This is a genomic window from Actinomadura sp. 3N407 (assembly GCF_052245875.1).
In the GTDB taxonomy this organism is placed as follows: domain Bacteria; phylum Actinomycetota; class Actinomycetes; order Streptosporangiales; family Streptosporangiaceae; genus Spirillospora.
Genome location: NZ_JBQQBP010000012.1, coordinates 1 through 25,318 on the forward strand (window position 1 = coordinate 1; position 25,318 = coordinate 25,318).

24 protein-coding genes and 1 pseudogene are annotated in these 25,318 nt (G+C 71.3%); 14 read left to right on the top strand and 11 right to left on the bottom strand.

Going from position 1 to position 25,318, the window contains the following annotated elements:
• Positions 1-173: 173 nt before the first annotated feature.
• A complete protein-coding gene (locus ACTWPP_RS27445) occupies positions 174-611 on the bottom strand; it encodes a DUF6196 family protein (RefSeq protein ID WP_443107262.1) in 438 nt (145 codons plus the stop codon).
• A gap of 151 nt (positions 612-762) precedes the next feature.
• Complete coding sequence (locus ACTWPP_RS27450) at positions 763-1,290, bottom strand: hypothetical protein (protein WP_443107263.1); 528 nt, start codon at positions 1,288-1,290, stop codon at positions 763-765.
• Between the two features lie 415 nt (positions 1,291-1,705).
• Here ACTWPP_RS27450 and ACTWPP_RS27455 point away from each other — a divergent pair, with 415 nt between their 5' ends.
• Positions 1,706-2,290, top strand: coding sequence for a dihydrofolate reductase family protein (locus ACTWPP_RS27455; protein WP_443107264.1), 585 nt, complete (start codon positions 1,706-1,708; stop codon positions 2,288-2,290).
• Between the two features lie 134 nt (positions 2,291-2,424).
• On the opposite strand, the gene ACTWPP_RS27460 is transcribed toward ACTWPP_RS27455, so the two are convergent.
• Both ACTWPP_RS27460 and ACTWPP_RS27465 read right to left on the bottom strand, forming a co-directional pair.
• On the bottom strand, positions 2,425-3,294 hold the full coding sequence (locus ACTWPP_RS27460; protein WP_443107265.1) for a galactose-binding domain-containing protein: 870 nt from the start codon (positions 3,292-3,294) through the stop codon (positions 2,425-2,427).
• Positions 3,291-4,970 carry an alkaline phosphatase D family protein gene (locus ACTWPP_RS27465; protein ID WP_443107266.1) on the bottom strand — a complete coding sequence of 560 codons (1,680 nt, stop codon included), beginning with the start codon at positions 4,968-4,970 and terminating at the stop codon, positions 3,291-3,293. Before ACTWPP_RS27465 ends, ACTWPP_RS27460 begins: the two co-directional genes overlap by 4 nt.
• A gap of 143 nt (positions 4,971-5,113) precedes the next feature.
• Here ACTWPP_RS27465 and ACTWPP_RS27470 point away from each other — a divergent pair, with 143 nt between their 5' ends.
• Positions 5,114-5,461 carry a hypothetical protein gene (locus ACTWPP_RS27470; RefSeq protein ID WP_443107267.1) on the top strand — a complete coding sequence of 116 codons (348 nt, stop codon included), beginning with the start codon at positions 5,114-5,116 and terminating at the stop codon, positions 5,459-5,461.
• A 188-nt stretch (positions 5,462-5,649) separates the two neighbouring features.
• Here ACTWPP_RS27470 and ACTWPP_RS27475 read toward each other — a convergent pair.
• A pseudogene (locus tag ACTWPP_RS27475) lies at positions 5,650-6,119 on the bottom strand (SAM-dependent methyltransferase).
• Between the two features lie 26 nt (positions 6,120-6,145).
• Between ACTWPP_RS27475 and ACTWPP_RS27480 the strand changes: the two are divergent.
• Positions 6,146-6,313, top strand: a complete 168-nt coding sequence (locus tag ACTWPP_RS27480; protein WP_443107268.1) for a hypothetical protein — start codon at positions 6,146-6,148, stop codon at positions 6,311-6,313.
• A gap of 43 nt (positions 6,314-6,356) precedes the next feature.
• Positions 6,357-6,572 (top strand): hypothetical protein, encoded by a 216-nt coding sequence (locus ACTWPP_RS27485; protein ID WP_443107269.1) that lies wholly within the window; start codon positions 6,357-6,359, stop codon positions 6,570-6,572.
• Between the two features lie 363 nt (positions 6,573-6,935).
• Here the strand turns inward: ACTWPP_RS27485 and ACTWPP_RS27490 are convergent, their stop codons facing one another.
• A complete protein-coding gene (locus tag ACTWPP_RS27490; protein WP_443107270.1) occupies positions 6,936-8,897 on the bottom strand; it encodes a hypothetical protein in 1,962 nt (653 codons plus the stop codon).
• A gap of 189 nt (positions 8,898-9,086) precedes the next feature.
• Here ACTWPP_RS27490 and ACTWPP_RS27495 point away from each other — a divergent pair, with 189 nt between their 5' ends.
• From ACTWPP_RS27495 to ACTWPP_RS27525, 7 genes are all read left to right on the top strand, one after another.
• A complete protein-coding gene (locus ACTWPP_RS27495; protein ID WP_443107271.1) occupies positions 9,087-11,117 on the top strand; it encodes a hypothetical protein in 2,031 nt (676 codons plus the stop codon).
• A gap of 88 nt (positions 11,118-11,205) precedes the next feature.
• Positions 11,206-12,456, top strand: coding sequence for an extracellular solute-binding protein (locus ACTWPP_RS27500; protein WP_443107272.1), 1,251 nt, complete (start codon positions 11,206-11,208; stop codon positions 12,454-12,456).
• A gap of 79 nt (positions 12,457-12,535) precedes the next feature.
• Entirely contained in the window at positions 12,536-13,471 is a 936-nt protein-coding gene (locus ACTWPP_RS27505) for a carbohydrate ABC transporter permease (protein WP_443107273.1), read from the top strand.
• On the top strand, positions 13,471-14,334 hold the full coding sequence (locus ACTWPP_RS27510) for a carbohydrate ABC transporter permease (protein WP_443107274.1): 864 nt from the start codon (positions 13,471-13,473) through the stop codon (positions 14,332-14,334). Before ACTWPP_RS27505 ends, ACTWPP_RS27510 begins: the two co-directional genes overlap by 1 nt.
• Positions 14,331-15,041 (top strand): amidohydrolase family protein, encoded by a 711-nt coding sequence (locus ACTWPP_RS27515; RefSeq protein WP_443107275.1) that lies wholly within the window; start codon positions 14,331-14,333, stop codon positions 15,039-15,041. The genes ACTWPP_RS27510 and ACTWPP_RS27515 overlap by 4 nt, the downstream gene beginning before the upstream one ends.
• Before the next feature lies 1 nt (position 15,042).
• The gene (locus ACTWPP_RS27520; RefSeq protein ID WP_443107276.1) at positions 15,043-15,813 is read left to right on the top strand and encodes an amidohydrolase family protein; all 771 of its coding nucleotides are present in this window, start codon (positions 15,043-15,045) and stop codon (positions 15,811-15,813) included.
• Entirely contained in the window at positions 15,810-16,985 is a 1,176-nt protein-coding gene (locus tag ACTWPP_RS27525; RefSeq protein ID WP_443107277.1) for a DegT/DnrJ/EryC1/StrS family aminotransferase, read from the top strand. The genes ACTWPP_RS27520 and ACTWPP_RS27525 overlap by 4 nt, the downstream gene beginning before the upstream one ends.
• A gap of 14 nt (positions 16,986-16,999) precedes the next feature.
• Here the strand turns inward: ACTWPP_RS27525 and ACTWPP_RS27530 are convergent, their stop codons facing one another.
• Positions 17,000-17,974 carry an LLM class flavin-dependent oxidoreductase gene (locus ACTWPP_RS27530; protein ID WP_443107278.1) on the bottom strand — a complete coding sequence of 325 codons (975 nt, stop codon included), beginning with the start codon at positions 17,972-17,974 and terminating at the stop codon, positions 17,000-17,002.
• Between the two features lie 95 nt (positions 17,975-18,069).
• Between ACTWPP_RS27530 and ACTWPP_RS27535 the strand changes: the two genes are divergently transcribed.
• Positions 18,070-19,188 carry a mandelate racemase/muconate lactonizing enzyme family protein gene (locus ACTWPP_RS27535; protein WP_443107279.1) on the top strand — a complete coding sequence of 373 codons (1,119 nt, stop codon included), beginning with the start codon at positions 18,070-18,072 and terminating at the stop codon, positions 19,186-19,188.
• Between the two features lie 15 nt (positions 19,189-19,203).
• Positions 19,204-20,178 (top strand): dihydrodipicolinate synthase family protein, encoded by a 975-nt coding sequence (locus ACTWPP_RS27540; protein WP_443107280.1) that lies wholly within the window; start codon positions 19,204-19,206, stop codon positions 20,176-20,178.
• Here the strand turns inward: ACTWPP_RS27540 and ACTWPP_RS27545 are convergent.
• The 4 genes from ACTWPP_RS27545 to ACTWPP_RS27560 are packed head-to-tail and all read right to left on the bottom strand — an operon-like array spanning position 20,144 to position 23,697.
• A complete protein-coding gene (locus ACTWPP_RS27545) occupies positions 20,144-21,037 on the bottom strand; it encodes a Gfo/Idh/MocA family protein (RefSeq protein ID WP_443107281.1) in 894 nt (297 codons plus the stop codon). The genes ACTWPP_RS27540 and ACTWPP_RS27545 overlap by 35 nt on opposite strands.
• On the bottom strand, positions 21,034-21,780 hold the full coding sequence (locus tag ACTWPP_RS27550; RefSeq protein ID WP_443107282.1) for an amidohydrolase family protein: 747 nt from the start codon (positions 21,778-21,780) through the stop codon (positions 21,034-21,036). The genes ACTWPP_RS27545 and ACTWPP_RS27550 overlap by 4 nt, the downstream gene beginning before the upstream one ends.
• The gene (locus ACTWPP_RS27555) at positions 21,780-22,523 is read right to left on the bottom strand and encodes a hypothetical protein (RefSeq protein ID WP_443107283.1); all 744 of its coding nucleotides are present in this window, start codon (positions 22,521-22,523) and stop codon (positions 21,780-21,782) included. Before ACTWPP_RS27555 ends, ACTWPP_RS27550 begins: the two co-directional genes overlap by 1 nt.
• Positions 22,513-23,697, bottom strand: a complete 1,185-nt coding sequence (locus tag ACTWPP_RS27560; protein ID WP_443107284.1) for a DegT/DnrJ/EryC1/StrS family aminotransferase — start codon at positions 23,695-23,697, stop codon at positions 22,513-22,515. Before ACTWPP_RS27560 ends, ACTWPP_RS27555 begins: the two co-directional genes overlap by 11 nt.
• A gap of 160 nt (positions 23,698-23,857) precedes the next feature.
• Between ACTWPP_RS27560 and ACTWPP_RS27565 the strand changes: the two genes are divergently transcribed.
• A complete protein-coding gene (locus ACTWPP_RS27565) occupies positions 23,858-25,087 on the top strand; it encodes a hypothetical protein (protein ID WP_443107285.1) in 1,230 nt (409 codons plus the stop codon).
• Positions 25,088-25,318: the final 231 nt, after the last annotated feature.

Consider the following 25,318-nt stretch of genomic DNA (forward strand, 5'->3'; position numbering starts at 1 on the left):
TCTTGACCCCGGACGCCACCCCGGCACGCCCGCAAACCCGCCCGGGACCGACAGGAAAACGGACTCAACACAACAACAACCACCCAGGCCACCACTTGACCGGCCCCACTCCTTCAGGGATGACCTGACGCATGGAGATGCCCGAATCAATGTCGGCGTATCGCTGAATCTGGTCAGCGGGCGCGGAGTCCTTCGACGACCTCGATCACATCGTCGATCAAACCGATGGGGCAGCCCCAGTAGTCGTAGATGCCGCCACGGGAGCGGTTGCTGCCGCATATGACGAAGACGCCCGTGCCCAGCCGCGACTTGAGGTGGGTGGCCAGCCAGCCGACGAAGCCGCTGTTGTCCGCCTGGTCGGGAAAATGGAAGGAGAAGATCCCGAACCGCTCGACGTCGCCGCCGTCTTGGGCGGTCGCCGGGACGAGACAACTCCAGCTGTCCTGGTCGCCCACCACGGCCAGCGTGTCCGCCGTGAGCGTCGGCGGATGGTCGGCCGGCGACTCCCGGAAGCACCAGACCCCCTCGTGCCGGACGAAGTCGGCCGCGGCGATCACCCGTCGCAGACGTTCTTCGACCTGCTCTGACGTCTCGATGCTGACGCTGACCATGAGAAATGCTCCAATCGCTTCATGCCGGATGATCAGACCACGAGGCTATGGCAGCCCATCACCCGCATCCAAAAGATCGGCACGGCCGAGGACCCACGTGCGGTGGCGATCAACACCGCCGGTGAACGGGCCCAACGTCCAGGGCGCGAGGTCAGTCTGCGGTGCTGTGCGGCCGGGTGCGGCGCAGGTAGTAGGCCACGGCGACGATTCCCAGTAGCGGCCCCCAAGCCAGCAACGGCCTGTAGGCCAGGTTGAAGACGACGAATCTCCAGCCGTCCAGATGCGCGATGGTCCCGTCGGGCAGCCGGAAGTCGTTGAACGAGGACAACCCCATCATCAGTCCCACGGTGAGAACGATCGCGCCCAGGCAGGCGGGGATCACAGCCGCCAATGTCGGCACCCGGCGGCGGCCCAGGAGGGGAACCCAACGCGGGACCACCTCCCCCCATTGGCTGACCAGGCCGACGGTCAAGAAGGCCAACCCTTCACTGACCACGCTCAATATGACCATGTAGAGCAGAGCGGGCATCCCCAACGGCCCGGTGTCATCGACCTCTCCATGCCAGGGCGGGCCGAGCGGGGCGCCCAGTCCGAGCGCGATCCGCCACACCGCCGACGGCAGCGGAGTCAGGGAGGCGGCGTAGGCGGCCAGCACCACCCAGCGGGGAACCCCGTCCACCCGCCGCCCATGCGAGCGACGCACCGCCGCCGCCGCCCTCCCCACCGCGGTTGGGGCCTCGGTGCCCGAATCAGCCGCCGTCACGACCGGCCCGCACAACGAGTACCAGCGACCAGGAATGTGCCCGGCATCAAAGCTCCAAAGGTCGGTAGCGGTATCGCAGGAAAGTCAACAACTTCCCGCGCCCGCCGACCTCCCCCTGAACGGTGGCCCGCCTCCCCCCGCAGAGGGAAACGTGAGCCCAGCGGTCACGGCTTCCTGGTCTCAGGCAAAGCCCGGTGATTAAGGAGTGCAGCTCAGGCTCCCCGCCCTCACCTCAAATAGGGCGCGTGGTGGTGTCGAACGGCGTCGAGCCTGTTCGTAGTCAAGGTGAGAGGCCGGCAACGGGCCGGTCGCCACTCGCTAGGAGAGCATCATGGCCGCTACCTACACCTTCGACATCTTTTCCACCCTCGACGGCTACGGCTCCTACGACAGCAGCGGCGACTGGGGCGGCTACTGGGGCAAGCAAGGCCCCGAGTTCCTCGACCGCCGCCTCGCCTTGTACGACCAGGAGCAGAGGATGGTCCTCGGAGCCCACACCTTTCGGCAATTCGTGCAGGCGCTGGGCCCGAGCACCGAGGAGTCCAAGGTGAGTGACCCGGTGAACACCCGGATGAGGGACCTGCCGACGACGGTGGTGTCGTCCACACTGGAAGGACCCCTCGGCTGGCCGGACGCGACCGTCGTGAGCGGCGACGCCGTCGACGTCGTCGCCCGGCTCAAGGAGGAGTCCGAGGTGCCGTTGCGCTCGCACGGCAGCCTGTCGCTGAACCGGGCGCTGATGGCCGCCGGTCTGGTCGACCGCGTCCAGGTGACGCTCTTCCCAGTGATCACCGGCCAGACCGGAGCGGACCCGATCTTCCAGGGCGCGGCCGACTTCGACCTCGAACTGATCGAAAGCCGGACGCTCGACGGCCACACCCAGGAACTCATCTACCGGCCCACCCCGCACGTCTGACTTCGTCCACGCGCCCCCACCTCGTCAAGCTGGCGCAGCGCGAAGGCGAGGGCCCCACGGGTAGCTGCCGCTACCCGTGGGCCTCGCCGTAGCGCTCCTGCGCCGGTCAGCCTCACGCCGGCGAATGGCGGCGATTACGAGTCCTGGTAGACCTCCAGTTCGATGATGCGGGAGTAGTCGCCGCTGTTGGACGCGAGCGCGACGATGCGTACGGACGTGGTGGAAACCACCGGATCGGGCGTGAACTCCCGCCGGCCCGCGGTGTTGCCGCGGACGCTCGACACCGTCGTCCACTCGCCGCCGCTGCCGAGCACCTGAACGTCGAAGTCCCGCAGGCCGTAGCGGGCAGCGGAGTAGCGCGCGGAGTCCAGCGTGTACAGGACGATCCGGTCGACCGGCTGCGGGCCGCCGAACTCGACCGTGTAGGTGTCGGGGAACGCCACGCGCGTGCCGTCGTTCCAGCCGGTCCGCGTGGACCAGTCCTCGGAGTTGGTGTTGCCGTCCACGCCGCCGCATACGTTGAAGTTTCCGTGCGTGGACGAGGCATTGACGGGACCGCCGAGGGCGAGGTTGGCGCCCGGCCCGGACGGCTTCGGCGTGACCGTGACGGCCGCCTGCTGCCGCTGCCCGCGCGGACCCAGCCGCAGCGACACGTCGTGCGTCCCTCCGGCGGAGCCGAGCGGCGCGGAGACCTGCGCCCGGACGACGACGTTGTCGTTCGGCGGCACGTAGGTCGAGATGACGTCATGCGAGGTGACGAGGGGCCGTTCCGGCGTGATGAACACGTCGACGTACGCGCCCTCGGAGCCGGAGTTGGCGAGGTCGACCACCAGCGGCCTGCCTCCGCACGGGGCGGCGAGCACGTCCAGCGTCCCGGACTGCACCGTCATCGTGACCGCCCCGCGTCCCTGCCCGGCGGCGGAGGCCATCCCGGCGTACAGGGGGACGCCGGCGACCGCCGTGAGCGACACGGCCAGCAGTGCGATGATCTTGCGAACGCTCACTTGCGGTTCCCCTTCAGCGGCTCGGGAGGATCGACCTCGGAGGCGGACAGGTAGCTCTTGCCGCGTGCCGCGCTCTTGGAGTCGGCCTGCAGGCCGGGCCTGCCGTCCTCGACGGAGAAGCTCGCGCGGGTGAACACGGGCGCGCCGCGTTCCCGGACGTACGGCACGACACGGTAGGACGCGTTCCAGGTGTCGGGCGTGACGTTGAACGTCATGTATCCGCGCTGCCCGTTGTAGAAGCGGATGTGGTCGTTGGCCGCGAGGAACTGCGAGCCGAACTCGTCCATGTCCGCCCCGTCCCTGCCGGACGAGATGGAGGAACCGAGGAACTCCGTCGCGATCGTGGGGGACGCGGGGTCGTCGAAGTCCTGCTTGACGTTCGCGGCCATGCTGCGGTGGAAGTCGCCCGACAGCACGATCGGATTGCTCACCTTCCGCTCGACGATCCCGTTCAGCAGCCGGTCCCGGGAGGGCTTGTACCCGTCCCACAGGTCCATCCCGAACGCCTGCCCGGGATCGGTGTTGAAGTCGACCTGCGACACCATGATCTGCTGCGCCAGAACGTTCCACTTCGCCTGCGAGCGTCCGAGGCCGTCCAGCAGCCACGCCTCCTGGGCGTCGCCGAGCATCGTCCGGGACGGGTCAAGCCGCTGGTCGCAGTCGGTCTCCAGGCCGTCGCCGCACGCCTGGTCACTGCGGTACTGGCGGGTGTCCAGGACGCTGAACTCCAGCAGCCGGCCGAAGGTGAACCGGCGGTACAGCGACATGTCCTGACCGACCGGCTCCAGCGCCCGCAGCGGCATGTGCTCCCAGTACGCCCGGTATGCGTTGGCGCGGCGGACCAGGAAGTCCTCCGGCGGCGCCGACGGGTGGGCGAGGTCGGCGTAGTTGTCGACGACCTCGTGGTCGTCCCAGGTGACGAGCCACGGTGCCATGGCGTGCGCGGCCTGCAGCTCCGGGTCGAGCTTGTAGAGCGCGTACCGGTCGCGATAGTCGGACAGGTGGACGGTAGGGGTGTGGAACTTGTCCGGCACCGGTGTGTCCGGCCTGCCGCCGTTGGTCTGCACGCCGTATTCGTACAGGTAGTCGCCGAGATGAACGACCAGGTCGAGGTCTTCCTCGGCCAGGTGGCCGTACGCGGTGTAGTAACCGTCGAACCATGCCTGGCACGACACCATCCCGAAGGTGAACGCGCTCGCCGTCGCCCCGGGCGCGGGGGCGGTCTTGGTCCGTCCCGTCGGTGAGATCTCGTTGCCCGCCTGGAACCGGTAGAAGTATTCCCGTCCCGGCCGCAGGCCGCGCACGTCGACGTGCACCGAGTGCGCGTACTCCGGCCTTGCGGTCGCCGTCCCCTGCCGGACGACCTGGCGGAACCTCGCGTCCTCGGCGACCTGCCAGCGGACGGGGACGCGGTGCGGCTCCATGCCGCCGAGCGAGGCCAGCGGTTCCGGTGCCAGCCGCGTCCACAGGACGACCGAGTCGGGCAACGGATCGCCGGACGCGATGCCGAGGCTGAACGGATTGTCCTTGAACCGGGACACCTCACGGGTCACGGTCGACGGCTCTGCCTTCAACGGCCCGAACGCCAGAGCCAGCGCCCCGATCCCGGAGTACCCCAGGAAACGTCGCCTGCCCGGATCGCTCAGAGCAGGCCCGACCTCTACGTTTCTGCCCACCTACGCGCTTCCCTTCCCGTCCGTCATCCTCATCCAAGAATGAGTCCATATCAGGATCACCTGATAGATTCACGCCAAGATAACGCCAAAGCTGAGAAATGTCTCCCCTGCTTCACAATCCGGGGCGCGGAAGGGGCAAGGTCATGAGCGGTCCGGCGCCGCCGCGCGGGAGGTCCCCACCGTGTAGGTGCCGGAAACCGGCCGGGGTCCTGCTGGGCGGCGCCCTGACCGCGTCCTCGTGGCGACTGATCTTCCTGATCAACCTGCCGATCGGGGCGGTGATCCTCGTGGCGCTGCTGAGCATGGTTCCGCGGACCGCCGTGCGCGTCACCGGCGGGGCCGACCCCGTCGGCGCGCTGGCCGTCACGCTGGGGCTGTCCCTGCTGGCGCTGGCCAAGGTCCGTGCATCCAGCGGGAGGTCTTCCGGGTCTGCTCGGTGGACACCGGCGCCAGTGCCAGTGCACTCATCCCGCGCCCGTGTCCAGCCTTGACGCGGTCCACGATGTGCACAATCGCCATGGCCCGTCCGAGGAATCCAAGGGGTGGGCTCTCATTGGAGCACGCGATCAAGCCAGACGATGAGCCACCTGACCCGAACCGGCCCCACCCAGCCCGAGACGAGGAAAGCCAACGGCGTTCCCAACCTCTTCGACCGCATGCTCGCCCAGATGGACGACGCTCAGGCCGACGGCGTCGTCTGGCCGCCCAGCGCGAGCAGGACACCACGCCGGGTCCAGGAGGCGGGCCCCGTTGAACAGCTCTGGGATCTGTTCGAGGGAGCGGCGCGGATGGGGGTGCCGCCGCGGTCCATGACTTCCTGGACGGCACGGCGCATGGCCTCGCCGTCGCGTTCCTCGGTGGTGGCGTCGCAGGTGTGGGAGATGACCAGCGCGATGGGGCGGTCGAAGTCCAGGGTGGCGGCGCCGGTCAGGACGGTATCGGTGTCGCGGATGTCGGCCTGAACGTAGTCGCAGACTCCTTGTGGGCTGCTGGCCAGAAGTGCGCGGGCGCGGGTGAGGACCAGAGGGTTGTTGTCGACGTAGACGATCCGGGATTCGGGCGCACGCGTTGGGCGACTTCGTGGGTGTTGTCGACGGTGGGCGGCCCGGTGCCCAGGTCGAGGTACTGGCGGATTCCCTGGTGACGCACTGGAATCGGCGCACTGGTCGCTGCTGGTGGACAACAAACCCATCGCGCAGGGCACGATCACAGCCGGGAGCGAAGACCAGGAGGTCACCGGCAGTCCGCCGCGCGAGGCCCGGTTCATCCTGCTCACCGCGCGGCGCACCGACTCCTTGGCCTGTCGCTCCACCTTCCAGTGGATCTACGCGGGTCTGGACTGACGGCACGCCCTATCGCCGGGCGCGCAGAGCAGGGATCGTCAGGTTGAACTCGGCCACCACCTCCCGCCTCGCCGACTGGACCAACACCGCGAGTGCACGCCGCGCCCACGCCGAGCCCGAACCGGAGCGCGCCCAGGAGCGCGGATCCGGTCCCGGCGATGTCCCGGACCTCGCGGGAGGCCAGCGCGGTGGCGCTGCCCATGATGAAGCGGAGGCTCGTGAGGGCGAGGAAGAGGACCACGAGCACGGGCCAGAGTGACGGCCCGGTCAGGACGATGCCGAGCAGCGTGACCGACAGCAGTACCAGCACGGTGGTGGCGATCGCGAGCACCCGCCTCGGGTCGGCGCGGCGGGCGAGCTGCCCGTTGACAATGCTCGCGACGATCAGGTCGGCGGCGTTCGTGCCGAACGCGAGCGCGTACGTCCCGCTGGAGAGGCCGAGCGTGTCCTGCAGGACGAACGGGGGAGCCGGAGATGTAGGCGAACATCGTGGCGAAGGCGAATGCGAACGCGAGGGTGAAGCCGACATAGCGCGGGCGTTGCTGGGCCGACCGGATGTCGCGCCACGAAGATCCCGAACACGGGCCCGGCCGTTCCACAGATCTGCCACGTGGAGGGTGGCTCATTTCTGCCAATGGTAGAAGTTGGACTCGCGCGACATGTAGAGGTCGCCCGACGGGGCCTGGGTCAGGACGGATATCGGGCGGACGAGCAGCGTGTAGGCGAGGGTGTCGCGGTCGATCTTGAACACCTTGGCCTGGGCCTTGCCGTAGAGGTTGCCGTCGCGGGGGTCGAAGAAGAGGTAGGAGTCCCGCCACACGTGATGCACCCTGTCCCACGGGTAGTCGCAATATTCGGCGGTCCGCAGGGTCCGCCGGGTCGCCGGGTCGAACTCGAACACGGTGCAGGTGGAGAAGCCCCATACGTGGCCCTTGTCATCCACGGTCAGGCCGCTGATGGCCCGCTCGCCCGGAACCGGAACGGTGGTGTACCGCACCGTTCCGGTGGCGACGTCCACGGCGACGAGCTTGGCGTCGCGCTCCTTGGCGTCGATGCCGTTGCCGCCCCACACCGAGGTGGTTCCGTACACCACGCCGTCGTGGTAGGTCAACCCGACGATGCTGTGGGTGGGGACGACGTCGTCGAGCACCCGGGAGGTGCCGGTCTCGGGGTCGTACAGGGCCAGCACGCCGCCGAGGACACCCGAGGACGGCACGGTGCCGACGGCGAGGACGCCCCCGGCGTCGATCATCGCGAACGGGCGGTCCTGCTGCCGCGCCGACAGGTCCATGATCTTGCGGGGATTGGTGCCCGGCGCCCAGGGGAGTGTCGGGTCGTACTCGTAGATCAGCGCTCTGGGGTACTCGCCGAGGTAGAGCTTGTTCCCGACGGTGACCATGCCCTCCATCTGGCCGACGCCCTTGCGGCCGACGACGGTGCCGGTGGCGGGGTCGTGGCTCGCCAGCCCGCCGGACAGGTAGCCGCTGCCGTAGATCTTCCCGTCCGGCCCGGCGGCCAGCGACTGGACGGCGGTCGGCTGCTCGGAGAGCTCGGCCTGGAACGCGCTGACGTCCCCGGTCCGGTCGTTCACCCGCCACAGCCGGCCACCGGTGTTGGCCTTCACCAGCAGTTCGTCGTCGGAGACCCGGCCGACCAGGTGGAGCAGCGAGGCGGACTCGACGTGGGCGAGCACACGGGTGGCCCCGGTACGGACGTCAACGGCGGTCACGTCGCCGCCACGGACGACATGGAGCCGGTTGCCGTGCGCGACCAGGCCGATGCCCGTCACACCGGGGATGTGCCGGGTCCACCGGCGCCGGGCCAGGTCGTAGAGCCACAGCTCGCCGGCTCCGGCGGAGGCGGCGAAGCGGACGGCGAGGTACCGACCGACCACGCGCACGTCGTAGGCGTACTGGTCGGTGTCCAGGCCCGCGGGCAGGGGCAGCTCCCGCTTGGTGCCGGTCTCCGGGGCGACGGTGACGACGTGGGCGTGCGCGCCGATGCCGGCGTAGACGGTGCCGTCCGGGCCGACGTCCAGGGATCGGACGTACTGCTCGCCCTCCACGAGCTGCCCGTAGTCGCGGACCGTGCCGGTGGCGGGGTCGTGGCGGAAGAGCCGGCCGCCGGGGGAGGTGCCGCCGTAGAAGCGGCCGGCGCCGTCGGCGGCGACCGCCCAGATGAACGTCTGTCCCGGTAGCGGTACGCCGAGGTCGGTGACGGAGGTTGCCCCCCAGGTCCAGCGGAACGCCTTGCCCGACGAGTAGCTGCCGATGAAGGCGGTGCCGTCGGGCCCGGCGGTCACGGCCCAGGTGCCGAGGGCCCCGGGAAGCGGCAGCTCGTACCTGCGGGATCCGTCGCGGGTGTCGATGACCGAGAACAGCGCGCTGCCCGCCGAGACCGTCGACACCGTGTACAGGTAGGCGACGCCGCCGTGGTGCGCCACGACGCCGCCCGGGGTTGTGACGCTGCTGAGGGGCAGGGACGGGAGTTGCCGGAAGGTCGCCGCGGCCGCCGGCGGCGCGATGGCCATGACCGGGGCGAACAGCAGTACCGCCACCGCCAGCAGGGCTTTGACTCGTCTCATCGATCGGCTCCTCGCCTCTCAGGGGGTGCCTCGTTGATAGCAAGCTGAAGATTAACGGTCAAGGCCGAAACATAGTCCAGTGGACAGTGGGGTGTCCGGAAGTTCATTTCCGTGCAGAGGGTTGACGGGCCTGGGGTTGAGGCGTATCAATTTCGGTCACGGCCGGAATCACCACTCTCAGGAGGTCCTGTGCCCTCAGTCCGCATCCGCGTGGCGGCCGCGCTCGGCGTCGTCGTCCTCATCCTCGTGGCCGGAGCCGGTCCCGTGGCGGCCGGTCCGACGCCGTCCGGTCACCGGCCCGCCGTGGTGCCGCTCGGCACCCCGCTCAGCGACGTCCTGCTGATCGGCGGGACGGTCGCACCCGGTCCGAACGGGCGTCCCGCGCTCTGGAACGTCTCGACCGGCAAGCCCGCCCACCTGAACGCCGTCGACCCCGTCACCGGTGCCCGCCTGGTCACCGCGCCGCTGCCGGGGGCCGAGGGAGGCTGGGCCGTGACGGCTGCGCCTGACGGCTCGGTCTATGTCGGCACCTACCACGACGGCCGCCTCTACCGCTGGCGCCCCGGCTCGGGCGACACGGTCGAGGACCTCGGCCGGCCGCTGGCCGACCAGCCGTTCATCTGGCGGCTCACCGCGGATCCCGACGGGAACGTCTACGGCGGCACGTCACCGGGCGGCCGGGTCTTCCGCTACGACCCCCGTACAGGCGACGTCCGCGACTACGGCCGGCCGGTTCCAGGCCAGGGCTACGTCAAGAGCATCGCCTACGCGAACGGCAAGGTCTACACGGGTTCCTACGCCCAAGCCCACATCGCCGAGCTGGACGTGGAGACCGGTGCGGCCAGGGAACTGCCCGCCCCGCCCGGCCTCGGCGACATCGACAACAAGCAGGTCTACGACATCAACGAGCGCGGCGGGCGCCTGTACGTCCGGATCGGCAGCGCGTTTCCCAGCCCGATGTTCGTCTACGACCTCACCGCGGGCCAGTGGGTGGATCAGATCCCCGACGCGCACGGCCTGGACGTGGCGCCCGCCGGGGACGAGGGTGAGGTCTACCTGATCCAGAAGAGCGAGCTGAAGCGCTACGACCCTCGGACGCGGCAGCTCGCCGACACCGGCCTGACCTTCACCGGGCGGGTACAGAACGCCCGCTCGATCGGCTGGGCCGAACTCGGGCTGCCGGACTACCCCGGCCGCAGCGTCGTGGGGACGCTGTGGCGCGGCGAGATGTTCCGCTACAACCCGCAGACCGGCAAGTCCGCGATCCTGCCGACGGACGTGCGAAGGGAGCCGATCGAAATCCTGTCGCTCGCCGGCGGTAGGACGAGCGTCTACGCGGGCGGCTTCCTCAACGGCGGCCTGTCGGTGGTCGACCCGGACTCGGGCGAGGCGGCCTTCCATCGCTTCTCGCAGGTGGAGTCGATCATGGAGACCTCCGCGGGGAAGGTCTGGATCGGCGCCTACCCCGATGCCCGGCTCTACTCGTACGATCCCGCGCTGCCCTGGAGCAGCCCCGAATACTCGCCGGGCCCGCCCGCCGCCGCCGACAACCCTCGGCTCGAGGTCAACCTCAAGCCCCATGTGCAGATGCGCGCCCGGGCGCTGGCCGAGGTCGGCGGCAAGATCGCCGTGGGTACGGTCCCGGAGGGCGACCGGCTCGGCGGCGCGCTGGTCCTGCACGATCCGCGCTCGGAGGAGTCCCAGGTGGTGCGGAACGTGGTCCAGGACCAGAGCGTGTTCGGGCTGGCCGCGCACCGGGGCGTCGTCTACGGCGGGACCTCGATCACCGGCGGGCTGTCCACCACGCCGCCGACCCGGAAGGAGGGGACGGTCTTCGCGTGGGACGTCGCTCGCGGCCGTAAGCTCTGGGAGACCGTGCCGGTGCCCGGTGCGGGCACCGTCAGCTCCGTCATCATCGGCCCTGACCGAAAGCTGTGGGGCATCGCCGGGGGGACCGTTTTCGCCGTGGATCCCCGGCGGGGCACGGTCGTGCGGCGGCTGGCCCTCGGCTCCGGCACGGCCGGCGGCGACCTGGTAAGGGCCGGCCGGGTACTCTACGCCGGGCTCGACGGTGACAAGATCTTCCGGATCGATCCCAGGTCGCCGCGGTCGCCCGCGCCGCTGGTGGAACACCGGCACCGGCGGCTGGCGGTGGGGGACGACGGTCGGCTGTTCTTCTCCGACGGCGCGGATCTGTACCGGGTCGATATCAAGCATTGACAGCCAAAAACCCTGGCGGCTAGTTTCGGCCTAGACCGTTATTGACCCCGCCGCTCGCTCGCCCGTACCTCCTGGACTAAGGGGTCCAATGAAGCTCATCCACCGCATCGCGGCGCCGCTGACCGTACTCACGGCGGCCGCCGCGCTCACCGCCGCCTGTGGCGACTCCGGGGGGTCGTCCGGAAGCGTCACCGTCTGGATGTACCCGGTGATCGCCGACCAGCAGGCCGGCGACGCCTACTGGAAGCAGATCGAGAAGGGCTTCGAGGCCGCCAACTCCGGCGTCGATATCAAGATCGAGATTCAGCCGTGGGACAACCGGGACCAGAAGGTCGCCACGGCGCTGGCCGGCGGCAAGGGCCCCGACCTGGTGCTGCTCGGTCCCGACCAGGTGCCCCAGTACGTCCGCAACGGCTCCCTCACCCCGGTCGACTCGGCGGTCGGTGCGACCTCCGCCTACCTGCCGGGCGCGATCAAGGCGCTCAGCGTCGAGGGCGAGCTCTACGCCGCCCCGATCTACCACACGGTCACCAGCACCCTCTACAACAAGAAGCTGCTCGACAAGGCGGGCATCAAGACCCCGCCGCAGACCTGGGAGGAGATCAAGGCGGCCGCGCCCAAGCTCAAAGAGGTCGGTGCGGCGACCCTGGACTACTCGGCCTCCCCCGAGGCCACCCTGAACCTGAACTTCTACCCGCTGCTGTGGCAGGCCGGAGGCACGGTCTTCTCGGCCGACGGGAAGAAGGCCGCCTTCAACGGCCCGGCGGGCGTCGAGGCCCTGACCTTCCTGACCGACCTGTACAAGAGCGGTGCCGTGCCCAAGAGCGCGCTGAGCAACAAGAACGTGGTGACCGACCAGGCCCTCGGCAAGGAGCAGGTGGCGATGGGCTTCACCAACGTCCCCGCCGACGCCGAGACCGCCGCCGAGGCCTGGGGCGAGGAGAACGTCATCGTTGGTCTGCCGCTGAAGGGCGAGCGGCAGGTCGGCTTCGGCCTGCCCGGCGGGCTCGGCCTCAACGCCAGGTCCGAGAGCAAGGCCGACGCCGAGAAGTTCATCCGGTTCATGATCCGGCCCGAGCAGATCACCAGCCTGGCCAAGGCGTCGGGCTTCCTGTCCCCGCGCAGTGATGTCGACGCCGCGGCCGGCGACGCGCACATGGCGAAGTTCACCGAGGCCCTGCGGTACGCCCACCCCGGCGAGCCCAACGCCGCGGCGCGGCAGGTCATGTCGCTGCTGGCAGCGGAGATCCAGGCCGCGCTGACCGGTGAGAAGGAACCCAAGCGAGCCCTCGACGACGCCGCGAAGCAGGCCGACGACCTGCTGTCGAGGCAGAGCTGACCCCCTCCCGGCCCCGGGTGCGGGCCGTCCCGCCGGTGGCCCGCACCCTGCCCGTTCACCCTGCCCGTTGGAGGTGCCGGTGACGCTGTCCACACACGTGCGGAAGACGCCGGCGCAGCGAGCGGTGCGGCCGCCCGCGCGGCGGTCACGGGGCAGGAGGGCCCGGCAGGCGCGCGCCGGGCTGCTGTTCGTCGCCCCGATGCTGCTGCTTTTCGTCGTCTTCCGGTTCGTCCCGACCACAGGCGCGTTCCTGCTGTCGCTGACCGACTACCGGCTGAACGGCGAGTGGTCGTTCATCGGCGCCGACAACTACACCCGGCTCGCCGGGGACGAGGTGTTCCGTCAGAGCCTGGTCGTCACGCTCACCTACGTGGCGATCTTCGTGCCGCTGACGGTGCTGCTCTCGCTGGGAACGGCGCTGCTGCTGCACCAGGTGGTGTGGGCGCGCGGTTTCTTCCGCGGGGTGTTCTTCCTGCCGTACGTGACCAGCATCGTGCTGGCCGCGGTGATCTGGAAGTGGATCTACGACGCCGAGGACGGCCTGCTGAACGGGCTGCTGGAGGCGGTCTCCCTCGGTCCGGTGGACTTCCTCGGCCGCGCCGGGCTGGTCCTGCCGTCCATCGCGGTGACATCGGCGTGGAAGGGGTTCGGCTACTCGATGCTGATTCTGCTGGCCGGGCTGCAGTCCATCCCGCGCTCCTACACCGAGGCAGCCGAGATCGACGGCGCTTCGGCGTGGCAGCGGTTCCGGTACGTCACGCTGCCGCTGCTGCGGCCGGTGCTGTTCTTCGTGCTGGTGATCGAGACCATCACGGCGTTCCAGGTCTTCGACGCGATGTACGTGATGACCGGCGGCGGGCCGGTGCGTGCCAGCTACTCGCTGGTCTATCTGCTGTACGACTCGGGCTTCAAGTTCTTCGACTTCGGCTACGCGAGCGCGGTCGGCCTGGTCCTGTTCGCGATCGTGCTGCTCATCTCGCTCGTGCAGCGCCGTTTCATGGGGCGGGAGGACTGATGGGGGCGATGACCCGCACGCGGCCCGCGGCGTCTCGGCGGGGACGGCGGCGCGGGCCGGTGGCCCGGCTCACGCTGCCGACGCTGCTGCTCCTCACCGCCCTGGTCACGATCACGCCGTTCGCGGGGATGGTGCTGGTGGCCTTCGCCCCGCCCAGCGGCCGCACGTTCCCCGACGCGTTCCTGGCGACCCGGATCACCTGGGACAACTTCGCGAGTGTGCTGGCCAGCTCGGACATCCTCCGCTGGACGGTCAACTCGCTGGTGTACTCGCTGCTCTCAGTGGTGCTGATCCTCCTGTTCGCGGCAATGGCCGGATACGCGTTCGCCAAGAAGCGCTTCCCCGGGCGCGAGGTGATGTTCTGGTCGTTCCTGGCGACGCTGATGGTGCCGTTCCAGGCGACCCTGATCCCCACCTACATTCTGGTGTCGGAGCTCGGGGGAGTGGACTCCTACTGGGGCCTGGTGGTGCCGACGCTCGCCAACTCGCAGGCGGTCTTCCTCATGCGCCAGTTCATCGTGCAGCTGCCGGGCGATCTGTTCGAGGCCGCCGAGATCGACGGCGCCTCCGAATGGCGGATCTTCACCACGATCGTGCTGCCGCTGGTTCGCCCCGCGCTGGCCACGCTCGGGGTGTTCGTGTTCCTGTGGCACTGGAACGACTTCCTGTGGCCGCTGGTGCTGGGTCAGTCCGGTGAGATGCAGACGCTGACGGTGGGGCTGGCCACGCTGCAGAGCGAGAACGTCCCGATCAACCAGATCATGGCCGGCGCGACCATCACGGTACTGCCGAGCCTGCTGGTGTTCGGGCTGCTCCAGCGGTACCTCACCGACAGCATCGCGATGACCGGGCTCAAGGCGTGAACGTCGTCGACGTCAACCGGATCCTGGGCCCGCTGCCCACCGAGTACGTTCCCGGCCGGGACGCGGCGGGGATGCTCGCCGAGCTGGACCGGCTGGGCATCGACGCGGCCTGCGTCGTCCACTCGCACGCGCTGTTCTACGACCCGGACGCCGGCAACGCGGCCCTGCCCGAGGCCGAGGACCGGCTGGTCCCCGTCCCGGTGCTGGTACCCGGTCCGCTGGGAACGGCGCCCACGGCGGTGCCGCACGGCGGGCTGGTGCGGCTGTGCCCGGCCGAGCACCGCTTCGCGCTGACCGGCCCGCACGGCCTGACCCTGGCACGGGAGCTGGCCGATCGGAGCACCGCCGTGCTGCTCGGCTGGGAGTCGGCGTCCTTCACGGAGATCGACCGGCTGGCCGCCCAGGTTCCCGGCCTGACCATCGTGCTCATCAACACCGGCTACCGGAGCCTGCGCGAGCTGGCCGACCTGATGGACGCGCATCCGGGGATCCGGGTCGACACCGCGACCCTCAGCGGGCACCTGGCCGTCGAGTGGGTCGCCCGGAGGTACGGCGCGCACCGGGTGCTGTTCGGGACCGGGTCACCGATCACCGACGACGCGGGGCCGAGGTTCCAGCTCGACCTGCTGGACCTGCCCGCCGCCGACGTCGCGCTGATCGCCGGGGGCGGCGCGCGGGCGCTGCTCGGACTCGGGGAGGGCGGCTGACATGGACGGCGGCTGGCAGGGGCGCGTCATCGACGCCCACGGCCATCTCGGCTCCTGGTTCAACTTCGCGATCCCGGACGCGTCGGCCGACGGCCTGATCCAGGTGATGGACCGCTGCGGGGTCGCCACGATGTGCGTCTCGCACCTGCTCGGTGTGGGGCCGGACGCGCGTTCCGGCAACGCCCTGTTGCTGTCGGAGTTGGCACGGTACCCGGGGCGGCTCCTCGGCTACGCCGTCCACGACCCGCACGACCCGCAGGGCCCGAGACGGCTGGCCGGGCTGCTGGACGCGCCGGGGGTGATCGGTGTCAAGCTTCATCCGGACACCCATGAGCATCCTCTCGACGGGCCCGGCTACGAGCCCGCCCTCGCCATGGCCGCCGAGCGTGGCGCCCTGGTGCTCTCCCACGGCCAGCACGGCTCCCCGTGGTCGGATCCGGCGCGCTTCGAGGTGGTCGCCGATCGGCATCCGTCCCTGCGGCTTCTGCTGGGCCACGCCGGGCTGTGGCCGACCGGATTCGCCGCCGCGGCACGGGCGGCCCAGCGCTGCCCGAACCTCACGCTGGAGATCTGCGGTTCCCGGATGACCGCCCGGCACCTGGCACGGCTGGTCGCGGGCGTGGGCGCCGACCGCATGGTGTTCGGCTCCGACACACTGTTCCTGGACCTGCGCGTCGGCCTCGGGCGGGTCGTGCTGGCCCCGCTGGCCCGGGCCGATCGCGACCTGCTCCTCTTCGGCACCATGACCCGGCTCCTGGAAGGAATCCGATGACGCTGGCGCTGGACGGCGGCACGCCCGTACGCACCGAGGGGTGGCCGGCCTGGCCCCCGCCCGCGACCGCCGAGCAGCGCAGGCTGCTGCTGGAGGTACTGGACGACGGCCGGTGGGGAGCGACCGCCGGAACGAAGGTGGACGCCTTCGCGGACGCGTTCGCCGCCTCTGTCGGCGCCCGGCACGGGGTGTGCGTGGTCAACGGGACGGTCGCGCTGTTCCTGGCGTTGCGAGCGCTGGGGGTGGGCCGTGGCGACGAGGTCATTGTCCCCGCGTACACCTTCGTGGGGAGTGCGACGGCCGTGGTCCTCACGGGCGCCCGGCCGGTGATCGCCGATGTCACCCCCGACACCCTGCACCTGGATCCGGCGGCCGTCGACCGGCTCGCCGGACCCCGCACCAGGGCCGTCATGCCGGTGCACCTGGCCGGGGCGCCCGCCGACGCGGACGCGCTGGGCGAGGTGGCCCGGGCGCACGGGCTCGCGGTCGTCGAGGACGCCGCCCAGGCTCACGGTGCCGCCTGGCGCGACCGCCCGGCCGGGACGCTCGGCACCGCCGCCTGTTTCAGCTTCCAGTCGAGCAAGGCGATGACGGCGGGCGAGGGCGGGATCGTCGTGACCGACGACCGCGCCGTGTACGAGCGGACGTGGTCGCTGCACAACGTCGGCCGCCGGCGGGAGGGCGGCTGGTACGAGCATCCCGAAGTGGGCTGGAACCTGCGGATGACCGAGTTCCAGGCCGCCGTGCTGCTGCCCCAGCTCGGCACGCTGGACGGTCAGATCACCGTCCGCGAGCGGGCCGCGGCGTTCCTCGCCGCGGAGCTGGCCGCCGTCGAGGGTCTGGACCTGCTGCCCGGTCAGGAGGGCACCACCCGGCACAGCCGCCACCTCGGGCTCCTGCGGTACGACGCGGGGGCGTTCGGCGGACGGCCCAAGGCCGACCTCATCGCTGCGATGGCGGCCGAGGGCGTCCCGATCGACGCGGGGTACCGTTCCCTGTCGCGGGAGCGGGCGCTGCGTCCCCACACGGGCGCGGCCTCCTGCCCGGTGGCCGAGGCGGCGGAGGACTCCGTCGTCTGGCTTCGGCAGAACCTGCTGATGGCCGATGACGGAGCCCTGGCTGACATCGTCACCGCCGCCGCCAAGGTGCGGCGTGCCTTCCGCGCCGGCTGAGCACGGTTACGGCCTCAGCCGGAAAGCACGCTGGAGCCGAACGTCTCGATCGCCCGCAGCGCGGCGGCCTGCGGCATGCCGGGCGGCTGGACGCGCAGCACGACCCCGTCGGCGCCCATCGCCTCGTAACGCGCGAGCCGCTCGGCGCACTGCCGCGGCGAGCCGATCACGCCGCGCGCGGTGATGTCCTCCCAGCCCTGGGCGTAGCGGGCGGCGTCCGGTGAGGTGCGCTTCCAGCCGGTGTAGGCCTGGTAGAGGCCGCTCAGCGGGGCCTCCAGCGCCTGCCGGGCGGCTTGGGAGGTGGGCGCGGCGTACCCCTCGCGGCAGACGATGACCTCGCTGCCGAGCGTGCCCTCCCCACGCCGGTACGACCGGTACTCGGTGATCTTGCCGGGCAGATCGGTGTCGAGTTCGTTGAACGAGGTCGTCCAGCCGTCGCACATCCGCGCGGTGCGCTCCAGGACCGCCGGGACCCGCCCGCCGTTCCACAGGCGCGGCCGGGGACTCTGCAGCGGCCGCGGCGACAGGAACGCGTCGTTCACCGTCGTGAAGCGCCCCTGGTAAGTGACCTCGTCCTCGGTCCACAGCCGGGTGAGGAGGGCCAGGCACTCCTCGAACCTGGCCACCCGCTCGGACGGCGTCACGCCGTACAGCGCGAACTCTTCGGGCCGGTACCCGAGCACGAACCCGGCGGTCAGCCGACCGCCGGACAGCACGTCCAGGTGCGCGAGCGTCTCGGCCAGCACGACGGGATGGTAGAGGGGGGCGACGATCCCGGCGGTGGCCAGGCCGATCCGCTCGGTGTGCGCGGCCAGCCAGGTCAGCGATGTGAGGATCTCGTGGTAGCCGGGCCGGTGCAGGTGCCGTTCGCCCAGGACGATCCAGCTGAAGCCGGCCTGCTCGGCGAGGCGGGCCTGCTCGACCGCGTCCCGCAGAGAGGGCGCGTCCGCCCGGTCGCCGTAGAGATTGAGGTACAAACCGAGGCGCATGGGGCCGCCTTCCATTGACATCGACCGACCGTGCTATTTACGGTCTAGACCGTAAATGGTTTGTCTTCGAATTGCGACCCCAGAGGAGCCCGGACTTGAGCGTCGCCCTCAACCAGGCCGTCACCCGTCCCGCCCAGGGCGGCGACCGCATCGCCGCCATCGGGACCCGCGTGGTGCGGGCGCCCTACCGGCGGCCGTTCCAGATCAGCAGCGGGACCAGCACCGAGCTGATCAGCCTGGTGGTGGAGGTCGAGACGGCCGGCGGCGCCCTCGGGGTCGGCGAGACCACGCCGATGACCGCCTACACCGGCGAGACGCTCGCCGGGGTCAGCGCGGCGATCGGGGAGCACCTGGCTCCCGCTCTGATCGGCCACGATCCGCTCGACCGCGCCGGCGCGCACCTGGCGATGGACGCCGCCCTGCGCGGGCAGCACGTCGCCAAGGCGGGCATCGACATCGCCCTGCACGACCTGGCCGGGCGGCTCGCCGGCTGGCCGGTGCACGCCCTGCTCGGCGGCCGGGTCCGCGACCGGGTGCCCATCGCCTGGGTGGTGGGTCTGGGCACGCTGGACGAGATGGCGGCCGAGGCGGCCGATTACGCCGCCCGCGGCTTCCGGCACATCAAGGTCAAGGGCGGCCACGACCCCGGGCGCGACCTGGAGCTGGTGCGCGCCGTGCGCGCCGCCCTGCCCGCCGACGCGGAGCTGTGCCTGGACGCCAACGAGGGCTACGACACCACCACCGCGCTGCCGACGCTGGCCAGGATGGCCGACGCCGGGCTGTCCCTGCTGGAGCAGCCGCTGCCGCACTGGGACATCGCCGGGCTGGCCCGGCTGCGCGAGCGCCTGGACGTGCGGGTGATGGTGGACGAGAGCATGCAGTCGCCCCAGGACGCCCTGGAGGTCGTCCGGCGCGGCGCCGCCGACGTCCTCAACATCAAGATCCTCAAGGTCGGCGGGCTGCACCGGGCGATGCAGATCGCGGCCATCGCCGAGGCCGCCGGGCTGGCGGTGAAGATCGGCTCGATGCCCGAGCTTGGCGTGGCCACGCTCGCCGCGCTCCACCTGGCCGCCGCGCTGCCGGGCGCCACCGTGCCGGCGGATCTGGTCGGCCCGCTGCTGGTCGAGGAGGAACCGCTGGCCCCGCGCGCGTTCGCCACCGCTGACGGCTCGGTGGCGGTCCCCACGGTGCCCGGCCTCGGCCACGACGTCTGATAGGAAGGTCACACCATGCATCCTCTCGTCGAACGGCTGCGGGGCGCGCTGCTGCCCGCCGTCCTCACGCCCATGGACCGGCATGGTTCCGTCGACCACGACGCACTGGCCGCCTACGCGGCCCGCGTCGCCGAGGGACCGGTCGGCGGTGTCGCCGTCTGGGCGCACACCGGGCGCGGCCTCCACCTGAGCGAGGACGACCGGTCCCGGGTGCTGTCCACCTGGCGGCAGGCGACTTCCGCGCCCATCGTGGCGGGAGTCGGCGTGCCGCGCGCCGTGACCGCCCCGAACCTGGAGGAGGCCGCGGACGCGACCGTCGCGATGGCGGTACGCGCCGCTGAGCTGGGCGCCGACGCCGTCATGGTGTATCCGCTGGCGGCCCTGGGCGCGCTGCCGGACGGGCACTCCCGGGCCGTGCGGCTGCACGAGCGGGTCGCGGCCGAGAGCGGGCTGCCGCTGCTGGGCTTCTACCTCCACGGCGAGGCGGGCGGCTACCCCTATCCGCCGGTGCTGATCCGCGAGTTGCTCGCTCTGCCGCCGATGCTCGGGGTCAAGACGGCCACGCTGGACCGGGCGATCGGCTGCCAGGACGCGATCTGGGCAGGCCGCGGGACCGGGAAGCTGACCATCACCGGTGAGGACCGGATGTTCGGGCCGTCGCTGATGTGGGGCGCCGACACCGCCCTGGTCGGCATCGCCGCCGCCCGAGCCGGCCTGACGGCCGATGTCATGCGGGCCTGGGCGGCGGGCGACCACACCGAATTCGTGGTGGCCTCCGACCGGCTGGACCGCTTCGCCGCCGTCACGTTCTTCGACCCGATCGAGGGCTATGTGCAGCGGATGATGTGGGCCGCGGTGTGGGAGGGGCTGCTGCCCGAGGGCGCGGCCCACGACCCGTACGGGCCGCCTCTGCCGGAGGGCGAGCGCGCGGCGGTCGCCGCCTGCCTCGAAGCGCTCACCGCGGAGACCTGGCCTCCAGCACGGCGCTGAGCACCTCGCGGGCCGTCGCCCAGGGAACGGCGGCCCGCCCCGCGGCGATTCCGTTGAGGAAGGCGTCCACCGTCCCCGCGTAACCGAAGGCCTCCATCGGATCCGCGTCACCCTCGGCAATCGACACGGTGTGCGCGCCCTCCGGCGTCTGCGCTGTGACGTCATAGCCCTCCATCCGGGTGGCTCCGAGGACCTCCACGACGGCGTACCGTCCACCGGGTCCGCTCAACGCGATCACCCCTGTGTCCTCCGAGAGCGTGCCGTGGTGGACGTGGACGGCCCCGGTCGCCCAGCGGGCGGTGAGGCCGGGTCCCAGCAGCGCCGAGATCAGCTCGACTCCGTGCAGGCCCATCGTGAGCAGCGTGCCGCCGCCCTCGGCCGGGTCGTCGAGCCAGCGGCGTTCCGGCGCCAGGTAGGCGGCGACGGAATGCCGCACCGTCGCCCGGACGCCGAGCACCGTCGCGCCCCGGAGCCGCTGCCTGAGCCGCCCCACCGCGGGTGCGAACCGCAGCACCGAGCAGGTCGTGACCGGGGTGGGAGTCGCCGCGACGACCTCGTCCAACCGGTCCAGATCGGTCCGCGTGCCGATGGCCGGCTTCGTCACGAACACCGGGATCGCGGCGCCGGTGAGCCGTCGCACCACCTCGGGCACCGCGGAGGGACGGCAGGTCACCACGGCGGCGTCCGGCCGCGCGGCGACCAGGTCGTCCAGGGTGGTGACGGGACGGGCGCCGTGCTCGGCGGCGAAGCGCCCGTCGTCGCCCCAGACCACAAGGTCGGTGATGCCGCGTTCGCGCAGCAGCCGGGCGTCGGCGCCCGGATGGAACGTCGTCGCCAGCCCGGCGAACCCCACCCTCATGACGCCTGCAGCGGGCCCAGCCCGAACAGGTCGGCGGCGTTGTGCCACAGCACGCGCTCCCGCTCGTCCTCGGTGAACCCCGCGTCACGCACCACGCCCAGCGCCACGCAGGGATCGATCAACGTCGAGTCCGTCCCGAAGAGGAAGCGCTCGACCGGCACCCCGGCGGCCCGCGCGTAGGCGACCCGTCCGGCGTCGGGGACGGTGCGGCAGTGTTCCAGGTAGAGGCGGTCGCACGAGGCCGCGGCGTGCGCGGCCTCCCGCCAGGCGTCGCCGCCGGCATGCCCGACGATCACGCGCAACCGGGGCCGGTCCGCCAGCAGTCCCGGCAGCAGCGCCACGTCGGGTCCCCAGGTGTGGAGCAGCAGCGGCACGCCGGCCTCGTCGAGCATGTCGAACGCCTCGGCCATTCGCGGCGACCCGATCGGCACGCCGGGATAGGTGGTGTGGATCTTGGCTCCGAGGAACCGGCCGGTGGCCAGGCAGTCCCGCAGGTCCTGGGCGCTGCGCTCCGGCCGGTTCGGATTGACGACCGCGTAGCCGTACAGGCGCGGGCACTCGGCCAGCACCCCGGCGAGGGCGGCGTTGCCCGCCACGGCGTCGTACACGACCGCCTCGGACGCCGAGACGATCTGCAGATCGATCCCGTAGCGGTCCATCAGCTCCAGGTTGAGCGCGGCGCGGCCGGTGTCCATGTGGAACGGCCAGGGCCCCAAGTGGCCGTGCACATCGATGATCGGCATCAGGCCCCTCCGCCCAGGAGCCTCGCCACGGTGCCGCCCGCGATCAGCCGCCGCTCGTCCGCGCCGATCCCCGCGTACCGCAGTCGCAGTGTCTGCGGGGACAGGTCGGTGAACGGGGTGCGCGAGCCGAAGACCAGCCTGTCGGCGCCGACGGTGCCGGCGACCCGCTCGATCGCGTCCGGCGAGGACAGCAGGCGCGTCGTGGCCCGGAAGCCCGGCTCGTCCCGCGCCATCAGCAGGAAGTCGGCGAGCAGGTAGACGTGCAGATCGAGGAAGATCACCTCGGCGCCCCGCCCGGCCAGCGCCGGGCCGAACCGGCGGGGGTCGCCGTCGTGCAGGAGCACCATGCCCCGGGCCGCCGCCTGCTCCACCACATGGGCGTGACCGGGGAAGCCGGGCTCGGCCCCCTGCTCGACGGTGAACAGGCGCAGGAAGCGGACGCCGCGGGCGGTCATCTCGTCCAGAAGGTCCCCGGCCGCGAGCGCGTCCCGCAGATCGGCGGTACCCACCGGGACGATGTCGCGGGCCGCGGCCCGGAAGGTCTCGGCGTTGCCGGAGGCGGCGTCGAACAATGCGCCCCTGGTCGAGGCGGCCAGAGCGCGTTTGACCCCGGCGCGGCGCAGCCGTTCCCGGACGGCGGGCAGCCCGGTGTCGGCCGGCGCCGAAGGCCAGGGGCCGAACAGGACGTCGACGTCGTACTCGATCTCCTCGGCCGGAGTGCGGGTCAGCCAGTCACGCGACATCGGCGTGCACCCTGTGCATGGCGTGGACGATGTCGTCGACGTCGCCATCGGTGTACGCCTCGTTCCAGGGCAGGGTGACGAGGGTTCGCCCGATGAGCCGCTCGGCGTTCGGGCACAGCCCTGCCGGATACTCACGGTCGAGCGGGAACCGGGAGCCGCCGTAGACGGGGGCCTCCGCAATGGCCGGGTTGGCGTAGAGGGGCCGCTCCAGGTATCCGGCCAGCGCTGGGATCCCCTCGGCGGCCAGCCCGTCCGCCCAGGCCCGGTTGCCGGGCAGCTCCGGAACCGTGAAGGGGAACATCCACCACGCGTGCCCGCGAGGATCGGGCAGGCCCAGGCCCGGCAGGCCGGAGAGCGCCGCGACCAACCGCACGGCCTGCTCCCTCCTGCGCCCCACCACCCCGGCGACCTTCCCGAGCTGGGCGCGTGCCACCGCCGCCGCCAGCTCGGTCATCCGGTAGTTCAGGCCGAAGGTGAGATGGACGCGTCCCAGGGAGCGGTCCCAGCCCTTGTCCATGAACAGCCGCATCCGCCGGGCCAGCCGGGGGTCGGCGGTGATCGCCAGCCCACCGTCCCCGGCGGTGATGTGCTTGTACTGCTGGAGGCTGAGGCAGGCGATGTCGCCGTGCCGCCCCAGCGGCTCGCCGTCCGGTGTGGTGGCCAGCCACGCCTGCGCGCAGTCCTCGATCAGTGCCAGACCGTGCCGGTCGGCGATCGCGCGCAGCGCCGCCACGTCGGCCGGGGCACCGAAGAGATGCACCACGATGATCGCCCTGGTCCGCCGGGTGATCGCCGCCTCCACCGCGGCCGGGTCCAGATTTCCGGTGGCGGGATCGACGTCCGCGAAGACGGGGATGGCGTTTTGCGCGAGGATCGGCGCGACGGTTCCGAAGTCGGATATGGGGGTGGTGATGATCTCGGTACCGGGATCGGGCCGGACGGCGGCGACGGCCAGGTGCAGCGCGGCGGTGCCGGAGGCGCACGCCACGGCCTCGCGGCGGTACAGCGCGCCCGCCTCGTCCTCCAGCGCACGCGTCTCCGTGCCGAAAGTGCCGCACAGGACGGCCGAGTCGAGCACGCGCAGCACCGCCGCGCGCTCCTCGGCACCGATCGTCCGGCCACGGGGGTCGAGCACTCCGGGCAGCGGATCCCGGCGGACCGGCGGTCGAGACACGGGCCACCCCTGACGGTCGACAATTAAGGTCCTGACCGAAATTTAGAATCTTGGGTGCGGTTGCGTCAAGAGGGCGCACCGAGCCTGTCACACACCAAGTGGACAATAGATAGGATCGTTGATTGAGGCCCTGACCTAAACCTGGAGGAGCGAGGCGTCGATGACCCTCACGATCGGGATCGTGGGACCGGAGGACCTGGTCCAGCGCGTCGCCGCGGTTGGGAACGAGAGTACGTCCGCGATGCTCCTCGGCCTGCCCTACCGGCACGAGAGCGAGGCGGTCGCGGTCGTCGAGGAGGCCCAAGAACGCATCGACGCCTTCCTGTTCACCGGCGTAGTCCCCTACACGGCGGCCAACACGGCCGGGGTGCTGGCCCGGCCCGCCATGTACGTCTCCTACGACGGGGCCACCTTGCTGCGAGCCCTGGTCGAGTTGCTGCGGCTGGGCCACGACGTCACCCGCATCTCGATCGACACGCTGCGGCGCACCGAGGTGCTGGAGACCCTCACCGAGGCCAAGTTGCCCACCGACCACGTGCAGGTGCTGCCCTACCGCCCGGGGCTGACCTCCGACGACATCGTGGCCTTCCACCGCTCGGCCCGCAAGCGGCACGACACCCGGGTGGCGATCACCTGCCTGGGCTCGGCGTTCCACACGCTCGAGACCGAGATGCAGGCGGTCCGGCTGGCGCCGTCGCGCTACTCGATCAGCTCCACCCTGCAGGCGCTGGTGCTGACCACCAGCGGCCGGCACGCCGGCGACGCTCAGGTCGTGCTGGGGCTGATCGAGCTGCCGGAGCCCGATGACGGGCTCGCCGGTGACCTGGCCGCCCTCGGCGGCAGCCTGGCCCCGCTGCCCGACGGGCGCCATCTGGTGGTCACCACCCGAGGGCTCCTCGAACAGGCCACCGAACAGTTCACCCGCATGCCGCTGCTGGACCGGCTCGCCGCCCGCCACCCCACCGCGCACGTCGGCTTCGGGCTGGGCCGCACGGCCGCCGAGGCGGAGTCACTGGCCCGCCGCGCCCTCAATCGCGCCGTGTCCATCGGTGCCTCGGCCGGTGTGGTTTCCATAGCCGACGACGTTGACATCGTGATCGAGCCCGATGGCGACGGGCAGCAGTCCGCCGAGCGCGGCCAGGAGAGCCTGCCGCTGCTCGCCCGCCGCGTAGGCCTCCAACCCGGGACACTGCTGCGGCTGAGGGAACTGGTCGCCGCGCTGCCGGACGGCATGACCGCTCACGACGTCGCCGGCCATCTTCTGGTCCAGCAGCGCACCGCTCGCCGCATCCTCAAGCGCCTCGAACGCGCGGGCCTGGCCGTCCCCATCGGCAGCCAGCAGCAGGGCCGCACCGGCCGCCCACCCACCATCTACCGGCTGCGCCTGTAGGAGTACGCGCGGTCCGCTCCCCACTGGCGGTCCATGAGAGGGCCCTGCCGGTCTCGGGCGCGCCGGTGTCCGGCGCCCGGGTCAGCCGCCGCAACCCGGCCGCGGCCGTCGCCTCGTCGGGGAAGGCCGACGACAGGGCCAGACGGGGGCGCCCGGAGCGGATCGGATGCGTGCAGGCGAACACGTCGTCGGGGAGGTCGAGTTCGCCGGCCAGGACGTGGACGAGATGGT

Coding starts and splice junctions, on each gene's coding strand:
- ACTWPP_RS27455 (WP_443107264.1), top strand. CDS start 1,706: ATGGCCGCTACCTACACCTTCGACATCTTTTCCACCCTCGACGGCTAC.
- ACTWPP_RS27500 (WP_443107272.1), top strand. CDS start 11,206: ATGAAGCTCATCCACCGCATCGCGGCGCCGCTGACCGTACTCACGGCG.
- ACTWPP_RS27490 (WP_443107270.1), bottom strand. CDS start 8,897: ATGAGACGAGTCAAAGCCCTGCTGGCGGTGGCGGTACTGCTGTTCGCC.
- ACTWPP_RS27545 (WP_443107281.1), bottom strand. CDS start 21,037: ATGAGGGTGGGGTTCGCCGGGCTGGCGACGACGTTCCATCCGGGCGCC.
- ACTWPP_RS27555 (WP_443107283.1), bottom strand. CDS start 22,523: ATGTCGCGTGACTGGCTGACCCGCACTCCGGCCGAGGAGATCGAGTAC.
- ACTWPP_RS27470 (WP_443107267.1), top strand. CDS start 5,114: ATGAGCGGTCCGGCGCCGCCGCGCGGGAGGTCCCCACCGTGTAGGTGC.
- ACTWPP_RS27520 (WP_443107276.1), top strand. CDS start 15,043: ATGGACGGCGGCTGGCAGGGGCGCGTCATCGACGCCCACGGCCATCTC.
- ACTWPP_RS27530 (WP_443107278.1), bottom strand. CDS start 17,974: ATGCGCCTCGGTTTGTACCTCAATCTCTACGGCGACCGGGCGGACGCG.
- ACTWPP_RS27445 (WP_443107262.1), bottom strand. CDS start 611: ATGGTCAGCGTCAGCATCGAGACGTCAGAGCAGGTCGAAGAACGTCTG.
- ACTWPP_RS27565 (WP_443107285.1), top strand. CDS start 23,858: ATGACCCTCACGATCGGGATCGTGGGACCGGAGGACCTGGTCCAGCGC.
- ACTWPP_RS27525 (WP_443107277.1), top strand. CDS start 15,810: ATGACGCTGGCGCTGGACGGCGGCACGCCCGTACGCACCGAGGGGTGG.
- ACTWPP_RS27550 (WP_443107282.1), bottom strand. CDS start 21,780: ATGCCGATCATCGATGTGCACGGCCACTTGGGGCCCTGGCCGTTCCAC.
- ACTWPP_RS27540 (WP_443107280.1), top strand. CDS start 19,204: ATGCATCCTCTCGTCGAACGGCTGCGGGGCGCGCTGCTGCCCGCCGTC.
- ACTWPP_RS27510 (WP_443107274.1), top strand. CDS start 13,471: ATGGGGGCGATGACCCGCACGCGGCCCGCGGCGTCTCGGCGGGGACGG.